Raw genomic sequence first — 22,308 nt, 5'->3', positions numbered from 1 at the left:
CCCAGGCCAAGGAGCGGAGATGAGCGAGAAGAAACGGGTCGATCTGGCCCTGCAGGGTGGCGGTGCCCACGGCGCCTTTACCTGGGGTGTGTTGGACCGTCTGCTCGAGGATGAGCGCATCGAGATCGAGGGCATCAGTGGCACCAGTGCCGGTGCCATGAACGGTGTGGTGATGGCCGACGCCCTGACCCGTGGCGACGAATCGACCGCCCGCGTGGCCCTGCGTGATTTCTGGAGAGCCGTCAGCCGCGCCGGGATGACGAGTCCCGTGCGCCGCACCCCGCTGGACAGGCTGACCGGGAACTGGAGCCTCGACCACTCCCCCGGCTACATCGCCCTCGACCTGATGAGCCGACTGGTCTCGCCTTACCAGTTCAATCCCTTCAACTTCAATCCGCTGCGCGACATCGTCGCCCAGCGGGTCGACTTCGAACGGGTCCGTGCCTGCAAGGACCTCAAACTCTTTGTTACCGCCACCAACGTGCGCAGCGGCAAGCAGAGAATCTTCACACGCGAGGAGATGAGCCTGGATGCAGTGATGGCCTCGGCCTGCCTGCCCACGGTCTTCCAGGCGGTGGAGATCGACGGCGAGTCCTACTGGGATGGCGGCTATATGGGCAATCCCTCACTCACGCCGCTGCTGCACGACTGCAGCGCAGGCGACATTCTGGTGGTGCAGATCACCCCCATGTACCGCCAGGAGGTACCCACTAGCGCCGCGGACATCCTGAACCGGCTCAACGAGATCACCTTCAATGCCGCCCTGATCAAGGAGGTGCGCACGATCGTGATGCTGCAGAAGCTGCTCGGCGAACATGACATCGACATCGGCTGCTACGGGGAGGCCCGCCTGCATCATCTCAGCGGCGACGAGCCACTGTCTCATCTCTCCGCCTCAAGCAAGCTCAATGCCGAATGGGGCTTTCTCTGCCACCTGCATGAGTTGGGGCGGGAAGCCGCCGAGACCTGGCTCGCTGAGCATTTCGACGACCTGGGCCAGCGTTCCACCCTGGACATGGAGCGCATCTTCCAGGAGGTCGAGGAGACTCGCTGAGATAGCGTTGAGTGTCCACCGCAACATTGCGTTGCCGCATGCTCGAGCACCGGCCATGCTCGAAAGACGGATGGCACCTTGTCATTAGACAAGCATCCAACCAGGCAGGGCCACAGCAAAGGAGGTGAACGTCGTATCGAGCGGGACGACACCGCGGGGCTCCTGTCACGTCGCTGACATCGGGCGCCGGCAGTGTCGATACTATGACGACAAGGAGAACTGCGCCGATGGTACGCATCGACAAGAAGGCCACCCGGCTCTACGTGCTGGACACCAATGTCCTGATCCACGACCCCGCCGCCCTCTACCAGTTCGACGAGCATGAGGTGGTCATCCCCATGACCGTGCTCGAGGAGCTCGACAAGCACAAGAACGGCATCCGCGAGATCGCCCGTACCGCCCGCCAGGTCAGTCGCACCCTGTCCGATCTCACCGCCAACGTCGATATCGACCAGATCCGCGACGGCATCCCCATCCCCCGGCTCAACGGCTCCGATGGCTGCCTGCGCCTGCTCTGCTATAACGACCTGAAACCCCTCGACCCCCTGGAGGAGAGCCCCGACAACCGCATCCTCGCCGAGACCTGCCGGCTGCGAGACGAACGCCCGGATGCCTCGGTGGTGCTCGTCACCAAGGACATCAACCTGCGGGTCAAGGCGGCCGCCCTGGGCGTGCCCGTGGAGGACTATCTTACCGATCGTGCCTTCGACGACAGCGACACCATGATCGACGGCGCACGGATCTATCCCGATGCCGGCCACGACGGAAGCGGCCTCTGGGACAACCTGGCGGTGGACGTCAAGGTCGAGCGCCAGGACCACAAGGTCGTCTATCGACTGGCCGGCGATATCCCCCGGGAGTGGCACCTGGGCATGCTGGTCTCCGACAGCGACAACGGCGCCAGCTTCGAGGCGATCGCGCGCGAGGTGGGACCCAAGCACGCCCACCTCGAGTTGCTCACCAACTACCGTCATGGCACCAGCGTCTGGGGGGTCCACGCCCATGACAGCCGCCAGAACTTCACCCTCAACCTGCTGATGGACGACGACATCGACCTGGTGACCATCGCCGGCAGCGCGGGGACCGGCAAGACCTTCATGACCCTGGCCGCGGCTTTCCAGCAGACCCTGGACGTCAAGCGCTTCGAGCGCATTGTCTTCACCCGGGCACCGATCTCGATGAGCGAGGACATCGGTTTCCTGCCCGGTACCGAGGAGGAGAAGATGTCGCCCTGGATGGGGGCCTTCCACGACAACATGGACAATCTGCTGCGCGACGAGCACGACGGCAGCAGCACCTGGAACCAGGACGCCACCCGCCAGTTGCTGGGCTCACGGGTGCAGATCCGCGCGCCCGGCTTCATGCGCGGGCGCACCTTGAACGACACCTTCCTGATCATCGATGAGGCGCAGAACTTCACGCCCAAGCAGCTCAAGTCCCTGATCACCCGTGCCGGACGCAACACCAAGATCGTCTGCCTGGGCAACGTCGGCCAGATCGACACGCCGTATCTGACTGCCAACACCTGCGGCATGGCGGCGGTGGTCCAGCACTTCCGCGACTGGCCCCACGCCGGCCATGTGACCCTCAAGAGCGTGGAGCGCTCGCGCCTGGCGCTGGCCGGCGAGGAGCTGCTTTGATAGGTGAGCGCGCTTCGCGCTTGTGAGTGGTGAGTGGTGAGTGGTGAGTGGTGAGGTCGGTTAAGGGTGTAGGAGCTCACGGTCCGGCGTTCCGGCTCGCCTGCGCGATTGGAGGCCGAAGGCCTCCTGGTCGTGTCTCGGTTCCGAAGGCCCGGTCACGATGAGACTCGAGACTGCCTCAGGTGGATGTCAGCATCAGCAGGGCCAGTCCCACGGCCACCCCCATCATCAGCACCGCTGCGTGGCGGCGCAGCCACTCCTCAGCGCGGGTCATGCTATCCAGCACCCGGACGACGTCGCGTTCGCGTGCCACCCACCAGGCCACCCAGACATCTCGGGCGCTGACGAGCCGGTCCAGGCTGCCCTGCCCCCGCACTCGCAGCCGCTGCCAGCCCTCTACCAGCAGCCACCAGAGATCCCCGGGCGGCAGCCGCCGGGCAAGATGCAGGGGGCGACGACGCGCCACGGCCCAGACCCCGAGCGAGCCCGCCAGCCCCAGGGCCAGCGGCCACAATAGTCCCGGGAGTTCGGCCAGCGGTGGCAATCCACGCAGTGCCAACTCACCGCCCCACCACCAGGGCAGGGTCAGCGCAGCCAACAGGCTCGCCAGCCAGGCCAGCGGCATGGCCGACACCAGCGGCTCGAGCCCCTCCTCGCGCGCCTGGCGCTCGACATGCCATTGGCACCACAGGGTGCGGGCCATCAGCGCCGAGGTACCTACCGCCGCCAGGGAGAGCCAGGTCACCACGATCGTGTAATCGCCCTCGTGGAGCACCGCCTTGAAGGCCCACTTGGCGTCCAGCCCCGAGGCCAGGGCCCCGGTGAGCGAAAGCGCCGGCAGCGCCAGCAGTGTCCAGAGCAGCCAGGCTGGCAGGCGCGGCGGATGCTCGCCAATACCCACTCCGAGGAACAGCGCCCCCTTGGTCAGGCCGTGATGGGCGGCAAAGAGCACCACCGCCGCCGACAACGCTGGCCAGAGTGTCGGCGCGACAAGCCCCATGGCGACCAGAGCAGTGATCATGCCCATCTGGCTGACACTGGAATAGGCCAGTACCGCCTTGGGGTGGCGCTGGCAGACCCCATAGAGGGCCGCCCCGATGGCGGCCACCAGGCCGGACACCAGCATGGCCCGCCCCAGCCAGGCGAAACCCTCGCCGGCGGCTGTCTCGCCCAACGGCAGTGTGGTGAGCCAGCCGATCAGGCCCGCCTTGATCATGGCCCCGCTGAGCACCGCGCTTGCCGGCGTCGGCGCCACCGGGTGGGCCAGTGGCAACCAGATGTGCAGCCCCACCACGCCTGCCTTGACCCCGAAGCCGAGCCACAGCAACACGCCTATCCAGACACCATTCGGCGCTTCGAGCATCCCCTCGCGCAGCCCGCCAAGCGTGGTGGTGCCGGCGCTTCCCGCTCCCCACAAGAGTCCGGCCAGGATCAGGCCCTCACCCAGTACCGCCATCACCAGATAGGTCAGGCCACCCATACGGGCGTCCCGGGTCTGCGAGTGGACCACCAGGCCATAAGCCGCAAAGGTCATCACCGAGAACCCCATATAGAAACTGGCGATGTCCTCGGCGACGAGCAACAACAGGTTACCGCAGAGCGTCAACGGCCAGAGCAGCGCGAAGCGCATAAGCCTGGCCTCGGCCGCTTCGTCGCCGGCCACCGCTCTGGCCTGCTCGCCGGCCAGATATCCTCGGGCATAGACACCGGCCAGCAACCAGAGCAATGCCGTGACGACGAGCAGCGTGCCCCGCATCCCATCCAGCAACCAGAACCCGCCGAACAGCCACCAGTCGAGGGCCAGCGCCCCTTCATCGACGCTCAGTGCCAGCACCAGGGCGGGCAGTGGTGCGGTGCACCAGAGCCCATCCAGCGGAAATCGCGGCTGGCCGCGATCGGCCAGGGCCGCCATCAGCGGCACCCGCAACATCAGCAGCAACGGCCAGATCAGCATGGCCGGCAACACCAGAACAAGAAGCGCATCGCTCACGGAAGGTACTCCGTGTTGACGACCCGGGTCGCCCACTCCAGTGGACTGAAGGGCATGCCCGCCAGCAAGCCGGCCACCAGGCTGAAGAGCGCCGTTGCCACCGCCGGCACCAGCAGCCAGGCATGTGTCTCCAGTCGACCCAGACGGCGTTCCTCGGGCCACTCTCCCACGCCGTGATCGGGTCCGGGAAGAAACCACAGCCGACCGAGGATCGGCAGGAAGTAGGCGGCATTGAGCAGGCTACTGGCGACCAGCACGGCGATCACCCAGGGCATGCCGGCCTGAATCGCCCCCGTGCCCAGATACCACTTGCTGAAAAAACCCACCACCGGTGGCAGACCGATCATGCCCAGCGCCCCGACAGTGAAGGCCAGACTGGTCAGCGGCATGCGCCGTCCGGCGCCGTCGAGATCGTCGATGCGGTGTATGCCGAGCTCTTCGGCGTAGTTGCCGGCGCAGAAGAACAGCGTGACCTTCATGAGGCCCTGGTGAAGCAGATGCGAGAAGGCGGCGATGGTGCCCAGCGGGCCGAACAGGCCGATACCCAACACGATATAGGCGACCTGGCTTACCGTGGAATAGGCCAGTCGCGGCTTGAGCTCCTGCTGGGCCAGGGCACGCAGCGAACCATAGAGGATGGTCACCGAGGCCACGGCCACCAGGCCGGCCAGCAGCCCGAGTTCGGCACTCAACTCGATACCGTACACGTCATAGACCAGCCGCACGATGCCGAAGGCACCGGCCTTGACCACCGCCACGGCGTGCAGCAGGGCGCTGACCGGCGCCGGCGCTACCATGGCCCGCGGCAACCAGCCGTGCAGCGGCACCAGGGCCGCCTTGACACCGAAACCGGCGATCAGGACCCAGAAGAGGCCCACCAGCAGCGGTCGGCGATCGAGGTCGAGCCCGGCAAGAATCTCCCGTTCACCGAAGCGGATATCCCCGGCCAGGACATGCAGGGCGATCATCCCGATCATCAGCACCAATCCTGCGGTCAGGGTGAAGCGCAGGTAGACCCCACCCGCGGCCAGCGCCTTCGCGGTGCCCCGATGCACCACCAGGGGATAGGTCGAGAGGGTCAGCAACTCGTAGAAGATCAGGAAGGTGAAGAGATTTCCGGCCAGGCTGATGCCCAGGGTGCTGGCGACACAGAGACTGAAGAAGCCGAAGAAGCGCTTGCGGTTGGGGGAGTCCTCCAGGTAGCCGATGGCATAGATGGTGGTAAACAGCCAGAGCAGAGAGGAGAGCCCCGCGAACATGATCCCCAGAGCGTCGGCGCGCAGCACGAAGGCAAGCCCCTCGAGGACCGGGAACTCGAGAGCGTAAGCGTGGCCACGACTGAGCCCCCAGACCATCCAGGCCACCAGCGTCAACTTGACCAGGGCCGCACCGAGGTTGAGACCGGTACGCGCCCGGAAGGCCCGTTCGGGCAACAGGAAGATCAGCAGCGCAGTGAACAGCGACGTGCACAGGGTTGCCAGCAGAAGCACGCCACCGCTCATGGCATGCCTCCGGCACGGATCAGCGCCAGCGGCCAGTCGGCTCCGAGCCCCAACCCCAGGGCGGCGAGCGCCAACAGCAGGGCAATGAGATTCATGCCTGCGGGCAACGGCTGGACCTCCTGGCGAGTCGCGTCCTCGACGAAGGCGCAGCGCAAGACTCGGAAGACATAAGCGGCAGAGAGCAAGGTACCGGCCACCAGCACCGCGACCCAGAGCCACTGCCCGGCGAGGATCGCCGCCTGCAGCAGCAACCATTTGGCGGTGAAGCCAGCGCTGGGCGGCAGCCCCATCAGGGTCACGGCGGCAATGCCGAACGTCATCAACGGAAACGGCAGCTGCCGGCTAGTCCCCGCCAGGTCGGTGAGGCGGCCCTCACCGGCGGCCAGCACCAGGTTACCGGCCGCCATGAACATCGCAGCCTTGGCCATGGCATGCGCAGCCAGCTGCAGCCAGGTGGCCTGCCACGCCAGGGTTGCCACCGCCGCCGAGGTGCCGGCCAGCAGCGGGAAGGCCAGCATCAGGTATCCCAGCTGCCCCACCGTGGACCACGCCACCACCTGCTTGAGCGCCTGGGCCCGCCAGGCCTGTAGCCCGCCCCAGACTACCGCCATGCTGCCGAGGAGCCCGAGCAGCCAGGCCGCGGCCACGGCTTCCGGCACCAGCCGCTGCCACAGCTGCATCAGGATGAAGAAGGACGCCTTGACCACCAGGGCGCCATGCAGAGCGCTTACCGGGGTCCATGCACTGGCGTGAACCGGTGCCAGCCATCCGTGCAGCGGGAAGATTGCCGCCTTGAGCAGCAGGCCGGCGGCCAGCAGCGCCATGGCGATGCTGGTCACCGTTCCCGGCTGGGTGGTAGCTGCCAGCCCGGACAGGTCCAGCCGTCCCGAGACCCCCAGCAGCAGCGCCACGCCCAACAGCCAGGCCAGCGAGCCCACCAGGGCGTAGAGCAGATAGCGCATGCCCGCTACTAGTGCCGCCTGCTTGCCGGGCAGCAGCATCATGCCCACGGCGCACAGCCCCATCAGCTCCAGTGCCACATAGAGGGTCAACAGATCGGCGGCCACCCAGATGATGCCGAGCGCCGTGGCCAGGCCGCCCAGCAGTGGCCAGAAGCCGGCGAAGGTTCGCTCGGCCACTGCGATGGCCCGCCGATGCCCGACCGCGTAGGTCGCGCTGGCCAGCAGCAGCAGCTGAGTCAACAGCAGCAGCAACCCCCGCAGGCCGTCCAGGCGCCAGTAGAGCAACAACTCGCCCAGTGACCAAACGCCCTCGAGTTCGCCTCCCATAGCGACGCGATGCAGCAGCCAGAACGTCGCCAGCGGCAAGGGAGTAATGACCAGGAGCAACGGCCGCATACGCTGCGGAGGAAAGCGCCACGCCAGCAGACCCAGCAGTGAGGGAATCAGCAGCGCTACCCATAGCACCGCCGTCTCTGCGGCCAGAGGAACGGCCGATAACACACTCATCGTCTCTCATCCGCTTCGACGCCAAGCGTCACACGGCCGTCCAGGGCATGGAGCCGGCGCAGGAGGGCCGCACCTAGCACCGAGCCGATCAGGGCCACCACCAATCCCACCAGGATCAGCCCCTGAACTTCGACCGATGGGCCCGCCAGGCCAGCAAGCAGCAGGAAGACCCCTGAGCCCAGCACGTTGAAGGCCAGCAGGCGACGCAGCAGGTGCAGGTGATGAGCAAAGGCCCACAGGCCCAGGGCCATGATGGCCAACCCCGTGGCCAAGAGTGGCTGTCGCGTCAATTCGTCCGACGCGACGAGCTCGCCATCCCCCGAGATCCCCCACACCGCCACCCCGGCCAGAGTCAGCCAGACAAGGGCGGCCAGCCAGCGAACCGGAGCCTCGTGGCGAGGGCGACGTTCCTGGTCATGTACAGGAAGGGAGGGCCGGGTACCCGGATAGCCCAGACCATGGAACAGGGCGAGACCGGTGAGCAGCGCGCCCAGCATGGCCTCGACCAGTGCCAGCCAGGGTGCATCGAGCCGCCACCAGGCCAGCGACATCAGTAACGCGAAGGCGATGAAGGCCAGACAGGCTCTCAGCAGGTGACGGTCCAGGAGACAGGCCGCCGCCAGGAACACTAGCAGGCTGGCAGGGAAGAGTTCCTCCGGCAGCGACACCGCCGACTCAGCGGTTGACGCGGTTGACGGCCTTCTCGATCAAGGCCTCGCTCTCGCTGCACGGGCCCTTCTTGAGGACGGTCTGCGCCTCGTGCCAGAGGCAGATGAAGCGATGGCAGGAGGCACAGTGCACCTCGTCATCCGGGTTCTTCACCTGGGAGACCCGCATCAGGTGGCTGCCGCAGCTCGGACAGGCGACCGGCAGGCGAAAATCTTCCGACAGGGACATGGCAATGCTCCTCGTGTGGCGTGGTGGATAGCCCCTATCCTGCCGATATCCTCAGCAATTCTCCAGCCATCCGGAGCGTCATTGCTGCTCCCCCTCACGGACTCCGGGAACGTCCGTCGGTCCCGCCAGTCGATTGCGTCCCTCATGCTTGGCCCGATAGAGCGCCTGGTCGGCCTGAGACAGCGCCAGGTCAAGGCTCCCCTCGGGAGGCAGCACCGCCAGCCCCAGGCTGACCGTGATGCGCAGCGTGGTGTCAGCTATCTCGATCTCGATCGCCTCCACCTCGGCGCGCAGGCGGTCGAGTACGCTCCAGGCATCCTCGGGCAAGGTGTCCACCAGCATGACGACAAACTCCTCACCGCCGAGGCGAGCAAGGAGGTCGTAGGGGCGCAGGCAGTCACGACAGGTCGTGGCGAAGGCCTGCAGCGTCAGGTCACCGACCGCATGACCATGAGCGTCATTGATACGCTTGAAGTGGTCGAGGTCGAGCATCGCCAGGGGCACCGAGCGGCCCTGGCGGGCGGCTCGGGCACGCACGGCCTCGCCGGCATCGAAGAAGGCCCGGCGATTGAGCACCCCAGTGAGCATGTCGGTGCTGACCAGACGCTGAGTGCGTTGCTCTTCCTGCTTACGCGAGGTGATGCAAAGCAGAAGGCCATCCCACAGGGTGATGCCATCGCCACGGCGAGTAGGGCTGGCCCGCCCCTCGAGCCAGCGGGGACCCTCAGGGGTGTCGAGACGGAACTCCAGTTCCCAGGGTTGCAGGCTCACCGCGGACTGAGCCAGGGAAGTGACCAGCGCTTCCCGGTCCTCACCCTGGACCCGCTCCAGCAATGCGTCGGCGCGGTCCATCACCGCGCCAGCCGACAAGCCGGCTAGCGCCCGCAGCCCGTCACTGAAATAGAGAAAGTCGAGCCTGCCCCGGGCATCCTGACGAAGCTGGAAGACCACCCCGGGAAGCCGCGAGAGAGTTCCCTGCAGGCGCTCCAGCAGGGTGTGGTCATGCAGGGCTCGTTGACGCAGCTCGGTGACATCATGGAGGGTCACCAGCAGCCGCAACGGCTCGCTCGAACCAGAGGCGAGGGGTTGAAATACGGCATCCTGGTGGATCAGCCGTCCATCGGCTCGGCGACACAGCAGCACGCCCTGCCAGGGTCGGCGGCGTGCGACACAGTGGGCCAGGGCATGGCTGATGTCGCCATGCAGCGGGTCAACGTCCAGGGAGGTGATGCGGCGACCGATGAGGGCCTTGGCAGGAGAGCCGCAATACCGCTCGCACCCCGGGTTGACGCGCAGGACGACGCCGTAAGCATCGGTAAGCAGCGCGACCCCCGGGAAGTCATCGAGCAGCACCTCAGCCAGCGACCCCCGGCCCGCCCTTTGCGTGCTCCATGTCTGCCACATGTCCCTGATTCGTGCCATACCCCACCCTGGGAGTTACCCATCGGTATCGAAACGGGGGCTCCTTCCCCCCTCTCTTTCACACCCTACCCCAGGATGGCAGGCAGCACATGCAGAATTGCCAATGTCCTCAGCGGGCGAGTCGCTCGGCGAGCCAGCGGCCGATATCGGCGATCTGCTGCGGGCAGAGCGCGTGAGCCATGGGATAGCGGCGATAGCGTGCCGGATAGCCGAGGGATTTGACCTTCTCGAAGCCGGCCTTGCCCAGCGACTCGGGGACCACCGGATCGAAGCTGCCGTGATGTACCTCGATGGGCAGGTCACGATTGGCATCGGAGATCTCGATGCTATCGGGGGTGGCAAAGTAGGTGGAGAGAGCCAGCAGCCCGGCCAGCGGCGACTCGAAGGAAAGGGCCGCCTGGTAGGCCACCGCGCCGCCCTGAGAAAAGCCCGCCAGGATGATGCGACGACTGTCGATACCCTGGGCGATCTGTGCCCGCATCAAGGCCTGGATGCGTTCGGCGGAGGCCATCAGCTGTGGCTCGTCGATCTGGCGATCGAGGCTCATCTCCTTGATATCGTACCAGGCAGGCATGACCATGCCGCCGTTGATGGTCACCGGGAGCCGTGGCGCATGGGGCAGAATGCAGCGCACGTTGACATCGTCGGGCAGGGGCAGCGCCGGCACTAGCGGTTCGAAGTCGTGTCCGTCGGCGCCCAGACCGTGAAGGATGATGAGACAGGCATCAGCGGGCTTGCCGCTTCTCGGTTCGATGATCAATTCATCGGGTTGGCTCATGATCAGGTTTCCATGGTCGATCAAAAAGCGACACCCTACCGCAATAGCGAGCAGACGGCGAGGCAAGTCGCGACGTCAGAATGGCCAGATCAGCGGAATCAGGGCCAGGGCCACCACGGCGGTCAGCAGATTCAAGAACCCGCCGAGGCGCAGGAAGTCAGTGAAGCGATAGCCACCGGGACCGAAGACCATCAGGTTGGTCTGATATCCGATGGGCGTCAGGAAACTCGCCGAGGCGGCAAACATCACCGCGACCACGTAGGGCATCGGACTCACGCCGAGATTCTCGGCGCTGGCCATGACCACCGGGAAGGTGATCACCGCGGCAGCGTTGTTGGTCACCAGGGACGTCAGCAGGGTCACCAGCACGTAAACCGCGCCCAGTAGCAACCAGGGGCTGCCGTCGGCCAGGCCCAGGGCAATATCGGCCAACATGGCTGCCGCCCCCGAGCTTTCCAGCGCCGCGCCGAGGCCGAAGGAGGCGGCGATGGTCAACAGCACCTGGGTGTCCAGGCCCCGCTTGGCTGCGCCTACCGTGCAGCAGCCAGTGGCCAGCGCCAGGGCTGCGCCCAGCATGGCGGCATTCATCATGCTGGTCACGCCCAGCGTGGCCAGCAGCACCACGCCGGCCAGGATGGCCCAGGCCAGCCAGGCCTTCTCGTGGACCGGGCGGGCCGAGCCGTTGACCTTGCTGATCAGCAGGAAATCCCGTGACTGGCGATGACGCTCGATGAAAGGCGGGCGAGCCTCCAGCAGCAGCACATCGGCGGGCTGCAGGCGAATCTGGCCGAGATTGCCGGCAACCCGCTCGCCGCCGCGGCACACCGCCAGCACGGCGGCGCCATAGAGGGTCCGGAAGTGACCGTCACGAATGCGCCGGCCGATGAACTGGCACTGGTCGGAGACCACCGCCTCCACCAGGCGGCGCTCCTTGAAGTCCTTCTCGAGGTTGGACTCGCCTTGCCGAGTCGGTACCAGGCCGCGAATCTGCTGCAATTCCACGGCGCCCTCGCTGGTGCCGGCAAACACCAGCCGGTCGCCGCCCTTGAGTCGCTCGCCCGGCCCCACCACGCTGACGATGTTGCCCTCACGTTCGATCTCGACCAGGAACAGCTCCTGGAGGTGGCGCAGCCCGGCCTCCTCCACCGTGCGATCGACCAGCGGACCGTCGGTATCCACCTCCATCTCGATGGTGAATTCGCGGGGATTCTCGAAGACCGCCTCCGCCCCGCGCCGCGCCGGCAGCAGCCGCGGTCCCAGCAGGACCAGATAGACCAGCCCCACCAAGGCCACCGGCACTCCTACCCAGGCAATATCGAACAGCCCCATGGTCAGCGCCGGGTCACGATCGATCAGCAGGCCATGCACGACCAGATTGGTGCTGGTGCCGAACAGGGTAATGGTGCCGCCGAGGATGGAGGCAAAGCTGAGCGGCATCAGCAGACGATGCGCCGGTATGGCCACGCGCCGACTCCAGCTCAGCACGGCCGGGATGAAGGTCGCCACCACGGGCGTGTTGTTGATAAGGCCGCTCAGCGAGGCCACCGGCAGCAGCAGGCGCATCAGCGCCCGCCCCTCGCTGCGAGGGCACCCCAGCACATGGCGGATGATCAGGTCGATGCCGCCGGTCTCGCGGATGCTGGTGACCAGCACATACATGAAGGCCACGGTGAACAGGCCCGTGCTGGAGAAGCCCGCCAGGGCCTGGCCAGGGTCGATCACGCCCAGTGTAAGCAGCAGGATCACCGCGCCAAGCAGCACGATATCAGGGCCTAGGCGCGAGAAGGCCATCAGCGGGAAGACGGCGGTAACGACGACGAGAGAGAGCCAGGCATCCAGCGGCATGGGCAGATCCGGTGGCGAAGAGGTAAAGGCCTCCATTGTGACCGTCACTGGATATTCTAAAAAGTTATTTTTAGAAATCTATCTATAATTAATTAGTATAATAATTCGAATGCCGCATACGAGAAAGGCCCGCTTTCGCGGGCCTTTCTCACCTGCCGTGAGGCAGGTCACATCAGGGTCGGTCGACGTTCAGCCGATGACCTGGATGTTGGAAGCCTGGAGGCCTTTCTTGCCCTGGGTGACGTCGAAGGAGACCTTCTGACCGTCTTGCAGGGACTTGAAGCCTTCGGCCTTGATCTCGGAGAAGTGAGCGAACAGGTCGTCACCATTGTCGTCCGGAGAAATGAAGCCGAAGCCTTTGGTGTCGTTGAACCACTTAACTGTGCCAGTAGCCATTATCGAATTCCTCGAATAGCGTGAGATAGTGCCGGGAAATACCCGAGTTGCAGTGGGTAAAACAAGAAACTTACACCGGGAGATCGACGCTATGAGCTTTCGATGACCACTTGCGATGTTCCAGTTGCTAACCTACTGCGCGCATAGTGCGCCGATGCCGGGCGCAGGTCAAACACTAATTGAGATAAATGACCTCCGTGTTACCCCGCGTCGAGAATCCACCGCGCGGCCTTCTCGGCGATCATCAGCGTCGGCGAATTGGTGTTACCGCTGGTGATGGTGGGCATGACACTCGCGTCCACCACGCGCAGTCCCGCCACCCCGCGCACCCGCAGGTGAGAGTCCACCACCGCCATGGGGTCGTCATCGCGCCCCATCTTCGTGGTGCCCACCGGGTGGAAGATGGTGGTACCGATATCACCGGCCAGGCGGGCCAGGTCATCGTCACTCTGATATTCCAGGCCCGGCTTGACCTCCTCGGGCGAGTACTTCGCGAAGGCCGGCTGCTCGGCAATGCGCCGGGTGACCCGCAGCGAATCCGCCGCCACCTTGCGATCTTCGGGAGTGCTCAGGTAGTGGGTCGCAATGGCCGGCGCCTGGCGCGGGTCGGCGCTCTTGATGCGCACCGTGCCGCGACTGGTCGGATTGAGGTTGCACACGCTCGCCGTGATCGCCGGGAAGTCATCCAGCGGTTGACCAAAGGCGGGAAGACTCAGCGGCTGGACGTGGTACTCGATATTGGGATGTTCGAACGCGTCGCTGCTGCGCGTGAAGGCACACAGCTGCGAGGGCGCCATGCTCATGGGACCGGAGCGCTTCAGGACGTATTCCAGACCGATCCTCGCCTTGCCCATGAGAGAGTTGGCCATGGTGTTGAGAGTCTTCGCGCCCTTCACCTTGTAGACCGAGCGGATCTGCAGATGGTCCTGCAGGTTCTCGCCGACCCCCGGCAGGTCATGGATCACCCGAATATCGTGCTCGCGCAACAGGTCGGCGGGACCGATACCGGAGAGCTGCAGCAACTGGGGCGAACCGATGGCGCCGGCAGAGAGAATCACCTCGCGGTGGGCCCGCACCGTCATCGACTCGCCGCCGCGCTCGACACGCACGCCGGTGCAGCGCGGTTCATCGCCCTGGCCGGACTCGTCATCTGGCTGAAAGTCGAGCCCCAGCACCTGGGTGGAGTGCCAGAGAGTGAGGTTGTCGCGCTTCTCGACCCCGCGCAGAAAGGCCTTGGAGGTATTCCAGCGCCAGCCAGCGCGCTGGTTGACCTCGAAGTAGTCGACTCCCTCGTTGTCGCCGCGGTTGAAATCGCGGGTCCGGGGGATGCCGGCCTCCACGGCCGCGGTGGCAAAATCGTCGAGCACCTGCCAGCTGAGACGCTGCCTCTCTATCCGCCACTCGCCACCGTGGCCATGGTAATCGCGGTGCGCCGCGTCGGCGTCACCGCCAGCATCCAGACGACAATGATCCTCGTGCTTCATGAAGTCGGGCAGGCAGTTCTCCCAGCGCCAGGCGTCGTCGCCGGTGGCCTCAGCCCAGCCGTCGTAGTCGCGCGACTGGCCACGGATATAGAGCATGCCGTTGATGCTGGAACAGCCGCCCAGGGTCTTGCCTCGGGGATAGATCAGCGAACGGCCATTGAGGCCGGGGTCAGCCTCGGTGCGAAAGCACCAGTCGGTACGCGGGTTGTCGATGCAGTAGAGGTAGCCCACGGGGATGTGAATCCAGTGGTAGTTGTCGCGGCCCCCTGCCTCGATTAGCAGCACCCGGTTGGCCGGATCGGCGCTCAGGCGGTTGGCGAGCAGGCAGCCGGCGGTGCCGGCGCCCACGATGATGTAGTCGAATTCTTGTTCAGCCATGGCGTAGGACCTCCTCTTCACGCTGCCGACGGCGCCTCTGTCCGCGCGATGGTAGTCAGTCTTATTTATGCGTCGGCATGGCGAACTCGGAGCCGCCATGTATGGAGTCGGACCAGCGCTGCATGATCGACTTCTGCTTGGTATAGAAGCGCACGCCCTCTTCACCATAGGCGTGGGTGTCGCCGAACAGCGAGCGCTTCCAGCCACCGAAGCCGTGCCAGGCCATGGGCACCGGGATCGGCACATTGATGCCGACCATGCCGACCTGGATGCGACGACCGAATTCACGGGCCACGCTGCCGCTCTCGGTGAAGCAGCTCACGCCGTTGCCGAACTCATGGTCATCGATCAGCTGGATGGCGGTGGCGATGTCGGGCACCCGAACGCAGACCAGCACCGGGCCGAAGATCTCTTCCTTGTAGATGGTCATCTCCGGCGTGACATGGTCGAACAGGGTGCCTCCCATCCAGAACCCCTCGCGGCAATCCTCGCCGGTGGCACCGGTGTCGAAATCGCGGCCATCGACCACCAGTTCGGCGCCCTCGCTCACGCCCTTCTCGATGTAGCCGGTGATGCGCTGGTGGGCCTGGGCAGTGACGATGGGGCCCATCTCGGCATCCGGCTCCAGGCCGTTCTTGACCTTGAGCGCACGAGCGCGCTCGGCCACCCGTGGCACGACCTGGTCGGCCACCTCCCCCACCAGCACCGCCACGCTGATCGCCATGCAGCGCTCGCCGGCACTGCCGTAGGCGGCGCCGATCAGCGCATCCACCGCCTTGTCGAGGTCGGCATCGGGCATCACCACCATATGGTTCTTGGCGCCGCCCAGGGCCTGGATGCGCTTGCCATGGCGGGCTCCCCGCTCGTAGATCAGGTTGGCGATGGGCGTGGAACCGACGAACGACAGCGCCTTGACGTCGGGATGGTCGAGCAGCGCCTCCACCGAGTCCTTGTCCCCCTGCACCACGTTGAAGACGCCATCCGGCAGTCCCGCCTGCTTGAGCAGCTCGGCGATCAGCAGCGAGGCGCTGGGATCCAGCGGGCTCGGTTTGAGGATGAAGGTGTTGCCGGTGGCGATGGCGAGGGGGAACATCCACATCGGCACCATGACCGGGAAGTTGAACGGCGTGATACCCGCGACCACGCCCAGCGGCTGGCGCATCGTCCAGTTGTCGATGCCGGTGCCGACCTGCTCGGTATAGTCGCCCTTGAGCAGCTGCGGGACGCCGCAGGCGAACTCGACGATGTCGATGCCGCGAGCCACCTCGCCCTGGGCATCGCTGAACACCTTGCCATGCTCGAGGGTGATGGCACGGGCCAGCTCGTCCTTGTGCTCATTGAGCAGCTGGAGGAACTTGAACATCACCCGAGCGCGGCGGATCGGCGGGGTATCGGCCCAGGCCGGAAAGGCCGCCTCGGCGGCGGCCACTGCCGTGTCCACGTCGGCACTCGAGGCCAGGGCCACCTGGCCGGTCACCTGGCCGGTGGCCGGGTTGGTCACGGCCTGGAGCTGGCCGGATTCGCCGGCTGACATTTGCCCGTTGATATAATGCTGGATACTGGCTGTGCTCATGGCGGCCTCGTCGCGTCGTTGTCGGAATCGGGGATGGGCGTCCGTTTTCGGTGATGGGAAGTGACAGAACTGGACCCATTGGCGCCAAGATTAGCCGCTTGAACGCCAGGTTCAATTGAGAAATTCAAAACCAGAGTATAAGTTCAGCTGATATCACACCACATCGAGGAAGCGACACCGTGCAGGACCTCCAGACCCTGCGTGCCTTCGTCACCGTGGCCCGGGAAGGCAGCGTCTCCCGCGCCGCCGAGCGACTGCACCTGACCCAGCCGGCGGTAAGCCTGAAGCTCAAGCAGTTTCAGGCAAGCCTCGGCCTTACGCTGTTCCAGCGCCGCCCCCAGGGGCTGGAGCTCACCGCCGACGGTCGCGCACTGCTCGAGGCCGCCGAGAAGGCGCTGGCGACCATGGCCGCCTTCGAGCAGAGCGCCCGGGCCTTGCACAGCACGCTGCGCGGCCGACTCAAGATCGGTACCATCGTCGACCCGGAGTTCATCCGCCTTGGGGCCTTCCTGCGCCGCCTGGTGGAGCGCGCCCCGCAACTCGAGACCGAACTGCACCACGGCATGAGCGGCAGCGTGCTGGAGTGGGTGCGTCGCGGGGAACTGGATGTGGGCTTCTTCTTGGCCCCACCCGGCGCTGGGCCGGGCATCGCGGAGATCGCCCACCGCGAGCTCACGCACTTTCACTACTACGTGATCGCCCCGACCGGCTGGGACAGCCGCCTGGCCGGCGCCGACTGGCCCCGGCTGGCCAGCCTGCCCTGGATCACCACGCCCGAGAACTCCGCCCATCATCGCCTGCTGGACGGCGTGCTCGGCCCGCTGGGCATCGGGCCCAACGGCGTGGCCCAGGTCGATCAGGAAGCCTGCATGCTCGACCTGGTGCGCGCCGGCGTGGGCCTCAGCCTGGCCCGTGACGCCCTGGCGATGGCCGAGCGCCAGGAGCGCGGCCTGGTGATCGCCGAGGACGTGCGCCTGCCCTGCGCGCTGAGCTTCGTCTGGCGGCGCGACCGTGGAGAGGAGGCGGTGATTGCCGAGGCACTGGAAGTACTCACCGGCGTCTGGGGAGCCGTGGCGCCATGACATCTAGATACGGGAAAGGAGCGCCCTGATGGCCGACCTCGAGATCCACCAGCTTGTGCTGATCGGGCTGATCTTCGTCTGGAGCGGCTTCGTGCGCACCAGCCTGGGCTTCGGCGGCGCCGTGCTGTCGCTGCCGTTTCTGCTGCTGGTGCTCGACGAGCCGCTGGTCTTCCTGCCGATCATCGCCATTCAGCTGTTGATCTTTTCCAGCTGGATCGCCTGGCGCGGCCACCGACAGCTGGTGGCCGACAACGCCGGCCAGGCGCCGACCGAGGGCAATATCGACTGGGGCTATCTGCTCAGGGCGATGAAAGTGATGATTATCCCCAAGCTGATCGGGGTCGTCGGCCTGCTGACCCTGCCGGGCAACGTCCTGACCAACATCATCTTCGTGATCGTGATGGTCTATGCGATCGGCTATGTGCTCGACAAGCCCTTTCGCAGCCGCAACCCATGGGTCGATGCGGTGCTGCTGGCGCTGGGCGGCTATGTCAGCGGCACCTCGCTGATCGGTGCCCCGCTGATTGTTGCGGTGTTCGCCACTCATGTGGCGGCCCATCAGCTGCGCGATACGCTCTTCGTGCTGTGGTTCATCCTGGTACTGATCAAGATGGTCTCCTTCGTGATCGCCGGCGTCGACCTGCAGCTCATCCACCAGCTGTGGCTGCTACCCTGCGCCCTGGTCGGCCATCTGCTGGGCGAGCGTGCCCACCGGCACATGCTCGCCAGCCAAACGAACCTCTACTTCCGGGTGCTCGGTGGCGTCCTCATCCTGGTCAGCGTGGTGGGGCTTGTCAGTTCGGCGGGGTAGCCGCATGCGTCGAGGGCCCCGCGCGATAGCTTCGCGCCGGGCCCTCTCCATGTCGTGAATCGCCGGGGCAAGGCCCCGGCGAGGGTCTCAGTTAAGCTCCACTTCGCCCGTGTCGCGCTCGCCCTGGCGACTCCTGATCTCGAGCTCACGACCCTGGGTGTCACGACCCTCGACCTCGATACGACCCTCGCGGTCGACCTCGATCTCCTCGAACTCGGCCAAGCCCTCGGCCACCGCGGCCTCCATGGCGAGGCGAACGTCTTCCTCGCTCATGCCCCAGGCGTCACCCTCGCGACGCTTGCGCTCCTCCTCGAGGGATTCACCGCTCTCCAGCGACAGCCGAACCTCGGCCTGCCACTCGTCATCAAGCCAGCCCTCGATTTCCACACTGTTATCGTCCTTCACCTCGATCTCGCCGAAGTGGGTAAAGCCGAAGGCGCTGGCCTGAGCCAGGATGTCGTCGAGACGCTCCGCCGGCAGGCGGCTCTCCTCGGCGTGAACCAGGGTAGCAGCGGCCATCAGGCTGGCCAGGGTAGCGGCCAGGATCATCGTATGTTTCATGGATCATACCTCCGTTCATGGGTGCCATTGCGTTTTATCACCGGGCCCCTTGCCGTGACCTGACGGGTCCGTTCATGCTGCATTCATGTTCGACCTGGCACCCTGCAGCCATGATGACTCGACGCTTTCTCTCCCGCCTGCGCCTGGCAACGCTGGGCATCCTCCTCGCCCTGTCGGCCGTCTCCCCCGCGACGGCAGACGAAGGGTGGCACGACCTTCACGAGGCGGTTCGCGACGGCCGAATCGTGCCTCTGCCCGACATTCTCGACTGGCTGGAGGCCCACTACATGGGCCAGGTACTGGAAGTCGAACTGGAGCGTGACGAGGGCTGGATGCGCTATGAGGTCGAGATGCTTGGCCCTCAGGGCCAGGTGGTGGAGTTCGAGTTCGATGCCACCAACGGCGAGCTGATCGGCATGGAGGGCGTGAACATCAACGGCATGAGGCGTGGGAAATGAAGGTGTTGCTGGTAGAGGATGACCAGGCGCTGGCCGAGGCGCTGCGCGAAGCCCTGGGTGATGCCGGCGTGCTGCTGGAGACCGCCGCCACCGGCGGCGAGGCGGATTTCCTGGTGCGCACCGAGGCCTACGACGCGGTGATCCTCGACCTGGGCCTGCCCGATGGCGATGGCAGCCGCTGGCTGGCCCAGTGGCGTGATGACGCCATCGACACGCCGGTGCTGGTGCTCACCGCCCGCACTCGCTGGGCCGACAAGGCCGCCGGCTTCTCGGCGGGAGCCGATGACTACGTCACCAAGCCCTTCGAGACCGCCGAGGTCCTGTTCCGGCTGCGCGCCCTGGTGCGGCGCAGCCACGGCCATGCCCATCCCGTGCTGCGGATTGGCGACCTCGACTTCGACACCCACGCCGGCAGCGTCACCCTGGCCGGCCGCCCGGTAAGCCTGACCGCCCAGGAGTCGCGCCTGCTGGCCTACCTGGCCCATGCCGCGCCTCGTGTGGTGACCCGCAGCGAGCTTGCCGAGCACGTCTATGATCGCGATCACGAGCCGGATTCCAACGTCATCGATGTCCAGATCAGTCGGCTGCGTCGCAAACTGGGCGCCGCGCGCATCCAGACCCATCGCGGTCAAGGGTATCGCCTGGCCGAAGTCGACGAGACGCCATGAGCCGACTGCGGGAGCTGTCGCTGGCCAATCGCCTGCTGCTGGCGTCTCTGCTGACCCTCGCCGTTGCCCTGCCGCTGGCCGGTACGGGACTCTCCCACTACTTCCGCACGACAGCGACGGACGCCTTCGATGAACGCCTGGAGGCGCTGCTCAACGTGGTCGTCGCGGGCCTCGCCTGGGAGCCGACACAGCAGCGCCTGGTGCATGAACGCTCCCTGGGCGATCCGCGCTTCGAGCAGGTCCTGTCCGGCTGGTACTGGCAGATCAGCGATGGCGCCGAGCGAGTGCTGACCTCTCGTTCGCTGTGGGACCAGCGCCTGCCGGTCCGCTCCCATCGCGACGTGATCATCCGCGACCTGACAGGCCCGCGCGGGACGCCACTGCGCGTCATCGAACGCGATATCCGCCTGACGGCGCTGGACGGCCCCCTGCACGTCAGCGTGGCGATCTCTCGCAAGACGCTGGACGCGACGCTCGCTCGCTTTACCCGACTGGTTACGCTCTTCCTGGTCGTCCTGGGCCTGCTGCTGCTGGTCACCCTGGCCTTGCAGATTCGCTGGGGTCTCGCCCCGCTGCGACGGATACAGGCCGACCTGCAGCAGGTGGAGAACGGCGATGCCGAACGTCTCGATACCCGCCTCTCTCCTGAGCTCGCACGCCTGGCTCGGGCCATGAACGGGGTACTGGATCGCGATCGACGACTGATGAGGCACGCGCGTCACACCGCAGGCAACCTGGCCCATGCACTGAAGACCCCGCTAAGCGTGCTGACTACCCTGGCCGACGGGGTCGATGAGCCGCGACGCACAAGGCTCCGCGACGAACTGACTCGCATCGATGAGGCGGTGCGCCATCACCTGGCCAGAGCGTCGGCAGCCGGGGATGCCACCCTGGCCCCCCGGGTCGTCGCCAGCGACGTGCTGGCACCCATCCTCTCGGGACTCGGCCGCCTGGCCGAGCGACGCGGCATCACCCTCAGTCACGACTTACCGGCCGAGATGCGAGTGCGCATGGAGGCCCAGGACCTGCAGGAGCTGGTTGGCAACCTGCTGGACAATGCCCTGCGCTGGGCCGAGAGCCGCGTTGAGTTGCGCGGTGGCAACGATGCCGGGGGGAGCTGGATGGAGATCGAGGATGACGGGCCAGGCATGGACGAGGCGCAGCGCCGGGACGCGCTCGCGCGCGGTACTCGCCTCGATGAGCAGCGGCCCGGTAACGGCCTGGGCCTGGCCATCGTCGCCGACCTGGTGAAGCTCAACGGCGGCCGACTGACGCTCGATCGCTCGCGGCTCGGGGGCCTGGCGGTGCGCATCTGGCTGCCTGGCCGCCCCTTTCAGCCCGCCGACTGACGCACCGAGTACGAATCAGCCTCGGCGAAACGCGCCCGATTCGGGCTCGTCGGGACACTGATGCTGACTCTCAAGCTGGATGGTGGCGTGATCCAGGCCATAGCGCTCCGCCAGCAGGGTGCGAATCGCCAGCAGCGCGGCCTCGCGATCCTCGCCCTCGTCGATGGCCGCATGCAGCGACACCAGATGGCGACCCGGCGTCACTGACCAGACATGCACGTGATGCACGTTGCAGACCGCCTCGAGCTGCTCGGGAATCTCGCAGCGCAGCGTCGCCGCGTCCAGACCGTCCGGGGCGCCCTCCAGCAGGATATGGCCGGACTCCCGGGTCAGCTTCCAGGCGCTCCTCAGGATCAGCGCCGCCACCAGCAGCGAGAGCAGCGGGTCGATGGGTGTCCAGCCGGTAGTCAGTATCACCAGGGCGGCGATGATGGCCGCCACCGAGCCCAGCAGATCGCCCAGCACATGCAGGGCGGCCCCGCGGATATTGAGGTTGTCGCGGTCGCCGCCGTGGAGGATCGCGAACACCACGATGTTGATCACCAGCCCCAGCACGGCGATGGTCAGCATGGGGAGGCCCATCACCGCCACCGGTGACAGGAAGCGGCGAATGGCCTCGATGGCGATCCACACCACGATAGCGATGAGCGTCACGCCGTTGACGAAGGCGGCGAGCGTCTGCACCCGGTGGTAGCCGTAGCTGCGCTTCTCATCGGGCGGCCGTCGACTGATCCAGGCGGCGAACCAGGCCAATCCCAGGGCGGCGGTGTCGGTGAGCATGTGGCCGGCGTCGGCCAGCAGTGCCAGCGAGCCGGATAGGATGCCACCGACAACCTCGGCGACCATGAAGCCGCCGGTGAGCAGGATGGCCCATAACAGCCTGCTCCGGCTGTCGTCTCCGGTGTGGTGATGCGAGTGATCGTGCGCCATGAACCCTCCCGTGGAAGGCTC

The 22,308-nt window shown here is 66.0% G+C and carries 20 protein-coding genes; 7 read left to right on the top strand and 13 right to left on the bottom strand.

The annotated features are described in order from the left end of the window. Nucleotides 1-19 precede the first annotated feature (19 nt). Nucleotides 20-1,054 (top strand): patatin-like phospholipase family protein, encoded by a 1,035-nt coding sequence (locus tag HALO32_RS11435; protein WP_151444003.1) that lies wholly within the window; start codon nucleotides 20-22, stop codon nucleotides 1,052-1,054. Between the two features lie 227 nt (nucleotides 1,055-1,281). After that, on the top strand, nucleotides 1,282-2,694 hold the full coding sequence (locus tag HALO32_RS11430; RefSeq protein ID WP_151444002.1) for a PhoH family protein: 1,413 nt from the start codon (nucleotides 1,282-1,284) through the stop codon (nucleotides 2,692-2,694). 178 nt (nucleotides 2,695-2,872) lie between these two features. Here HALO32_RS11430 and HALO32_RS11425 read toward each other — a convergent pair whose 3' ends face one another. The 11 genes from HALO32_RS11425 to HALO32_RS11375 form a co-directional block, all read right to left on the bottom strand. Beyond that, a complete protein-coding gene (locus HALO32_RS11425) occupies nucleotides 2,873-4,684 on the bottom strand; it encodes a complex I subunit 5 family protein (protein ID WP_225809956.1) in 1,812 nt (603 codons plus the stop codon). Next, on the bottom strand, nucleotides 4,681-6,186 hold the full coding sequence (locus tag HALO32_RS11420; protein ID WP_151444001.1) for a complex I subunit 5 family protein: 1,506 nt from the start codon (nucleotides 6,184-6,186) through the stop codon (nucleotides 4,681-4,683). The genes HALO32_RS11425 and HALO32_RS11420 overlap by 4 nt, the downstream gene beginning before the upstream one ends. Beyond that, on the bottom strand, nucleotides 6,183-7,655 hold the full coding sequence (locus HALO32_RS11415) for a complex I subunit 5 family protein (protein WP_151444000.1): 1,473 nt from the start codon (nucleotides 7,653-7,655) through the stop codon (nucleotides 6,183-6,185). The genes HALO32_RS11420 and HALO32_RS11415 overlap by 4 nt, the downstream gene beginning before the upstream one ends. Next, nucleotides 7,652-8,323 carry a hydrogenase subunit MbhD domain-containing protein gene (locus HALO32_RS11410; RefSeq protein ID WP_225809954.1) on the bottom strand — a complete coding sequence of 224 codons (672 nt, stop codon included), beginning with the start codon at nucleotides 8,321-8,323 and terminating at the stop codon, nucleotides 7,652-7,654. Before HALO32_RS11410 ends, HALO32_RS11415 begins: the two co-directional genes overlap by 4 nt. Nucleotides 8,324-8,330: 7 nt before the next feature. Continuing rightward, entirely contained in the window at nucleotides 8,331-8,552 is a 222-nt protein-coding gene (locus HALO32_RS11405; protein WP_151443999.1) for a hypothetical protein, read from the bottom strand. 78 nt (nucleotides 8,553-8,630) lie between these two features. Further along, entirely contained in the window at nucleotides 8,631-9,956 is a 1,326-nt protein-coding gene (locus HALO32_RS11400) for a sensor domain-containing diguanylate cyclase (protein WP_192576491.1), read from the bottom strand. Between the two features lie 127 nt (nucleotides 9,957-10,083). After that, the gene (locus tag HALO32_RS11395; RefSeq protein WP_151443997.1) at nucleotides 10,084-10,752 is read right to left on the bottom strand and encodes an alpha/beta hydrolase; all 669 of its coding nucleotides are present in this window, start codon (nucleotides 10,750-10,752) and stop codon (nucleotides 10,084-10,086) included. Between the two features lie 75 nt (nucleotides 10,753-10,827). Continuing rightward, a complete protein-coding gene (locus HALO32_RS11390) occupies nucleotides 10,828-12,597 on the bottom strand; it encodes an SLC13 family permease (RefSeq protein WP_151444034.1) in 1,770 nt (589 codons plus the stop codon). Nucleotides 12,598-12,786: 189 nt separating this feature from the next. Then, nucleotides 12,787-12,993 (bottom strand): cold-shock protein, encoded by a 207-nt coding sequence (locus HALO32_RS11385; RefSeq protein ID WP_040185674.1) that lies wholly within the window; start codon nucleotides 12,991-12,993, stop codon nucleotides 12,787-12,789. Nucleotides 12,994-13,193: 200 nt separating this feature from the next. Then, nucleotides 13,194-14,855 (bottom strand): GMC family oxidoreductase, encoded by a 1,662-nt coding sequence (locus tag HALO32_RS11380; protein ID WP_151443996.1) that lies wholly within the window; start codon nucleotides 14,853-14,855, stop codon nucleotides 13,194-13,196. Nucleotides 14,856-14,916: 61 nt separating this feature from the next. Further along, nucleotides 14,917-16,428, bottom strand: coding sequence for a CoA-acylating methylmalonate-semialdehyde dehydrogenase (locus HALO32_RS11375; RefSeq protein WP_151443995.1), 1,512 nt, complete (start codon nucleotides 16,426-16,428; stop codon nucleotides 14,917-14,919). A gap of 179 nt (nucleotides 16,429-16,607) precedes the next feature. Between HALO32_RS11375 and HALO32_RS11370 the strand changes: the two genes are divergently transcribed. Together HALO32_RS11370 and HALO32_RS11365 are read left to right on the top strand one after the other, a co-directional pair. After that, the gene (locus tag HALO32_RS11370) at nucleotides 16,608-17,510 is read left to right on the top strand and encodes a LysR family transcriptional regulator (RefSeq protein WP_151443994.1); all 903 of its coding nucleotides are present in this window, start codon (nucleotides 16,608-16,610) and stop codon (nucleotides 17,508-17,510) included. Nucleotides 17,511-17,538: 28 nt separating this feature from the next. Then, entirely contained in the window at nucleotides 17,539-18,321 is a 783-nt protein-coding gene (locus HALO32_RS11365; protein ID WP_151443993.1) for a TSUP family transporter, read from the top strand. A gap of 87 nt (nucleotides 18,322-18,408) precedes the next feature. Here the strand turns inward: HALO32_RS11365 and HALO32_RS11360 are convergent, their stop codons facing one another. Next, a complete protein-coding gene (locus tag HALO32_RS11360; protein ID WP_151443992.1) occupies nucleotides 18,409-18,882 on the bottom strand; it encodes a PepSY domain-containing protein in 474 nt (157 codons plus the stop codon). A gap of 110 nt (nucleotides 18,883-18,992) precedes the next feature. Here HALO32_RS11360 and HALO32_RS11355 point away from each other — a divergent pair, with 110 nt between their 5' ends. From HALO32_RS11355 to HALO32_RS11345, 3 genes are read left to right on the top strand one after another with little or no spacing between them, the layout of a single operon-like run. Further along, entirely contained in the window at nucleotides 18,993-19,340 is a 348-nt protein-coding gene (locus tag HALO32_RS11355) for a PepSY domain-containing protein (RefSeq protein ID WP_151443991.1), read from the top strand. Beyond that, the gene (locus HALO32_RS11350) at nucleotides 19,337-20,008 is read left to right on the top strand and encodes a response regulator transcription factor (protein ID WP_151443990.1); all 672 of its coding nucleotides are present in this window, start codon (nucleotides 19,337-19,339) and stop codon (nucleotides 20,006-20,008) included. The genes HALO32_RS11355 and HALO32_RS11350 overlap by 4 nt, the downstream gene beginning before the upstream one ends. After that, nucleotides 20,005-21,357 (top strand): sensor histidine kinase, encoded by a 1,353-nt coding sequence (locus tag HALO32_RS11345; RefSeq protein ID WP_151443989.1) that lies wholly within the window; start codon nucleotides 20,005-20,007, stop codon nucleotides 21,355-21,357. The genes HALO32_RS11350 and HALO32_RS11345 overlap by 4 nt, the downstream gene beginning before the upstream one ends. Nucleotides 21,358-21,372: 15 nt before the next feature. Here HALO32_RS11345 and HALO32_RS11340 read toward each other — a convergent pair whose 3' ends face one another. Next, nucleotides 21,373-22,287, bottom strand: coding sequence for a cation diffusion facilitator family transporter (locus tag HALO32_RS11340; protein ID WP_151443988.1), 915 nt, complete (start codon nucleotides 22,285-22,287; stop codon nucleotides 21,373-21,375). Nucleotides 22,288-22,308 lie beyond the last annotated feature (21 nt).

Source organism: Halomonas lysinitropha (assembly GCF_902500215.1).
GTDB classification, from domain to species: domain Bacteria; phylum Pseudomonadota; class Gammaproteobacteria; order Pseudomonadales; family Halomonadaceae; genus Halomonas; species Halomonas lysinitropha.
Note: the sequence above shows the minus strand (reverse complement) of the source record. Positions and strands in the feature narration are given on the sequence as shown.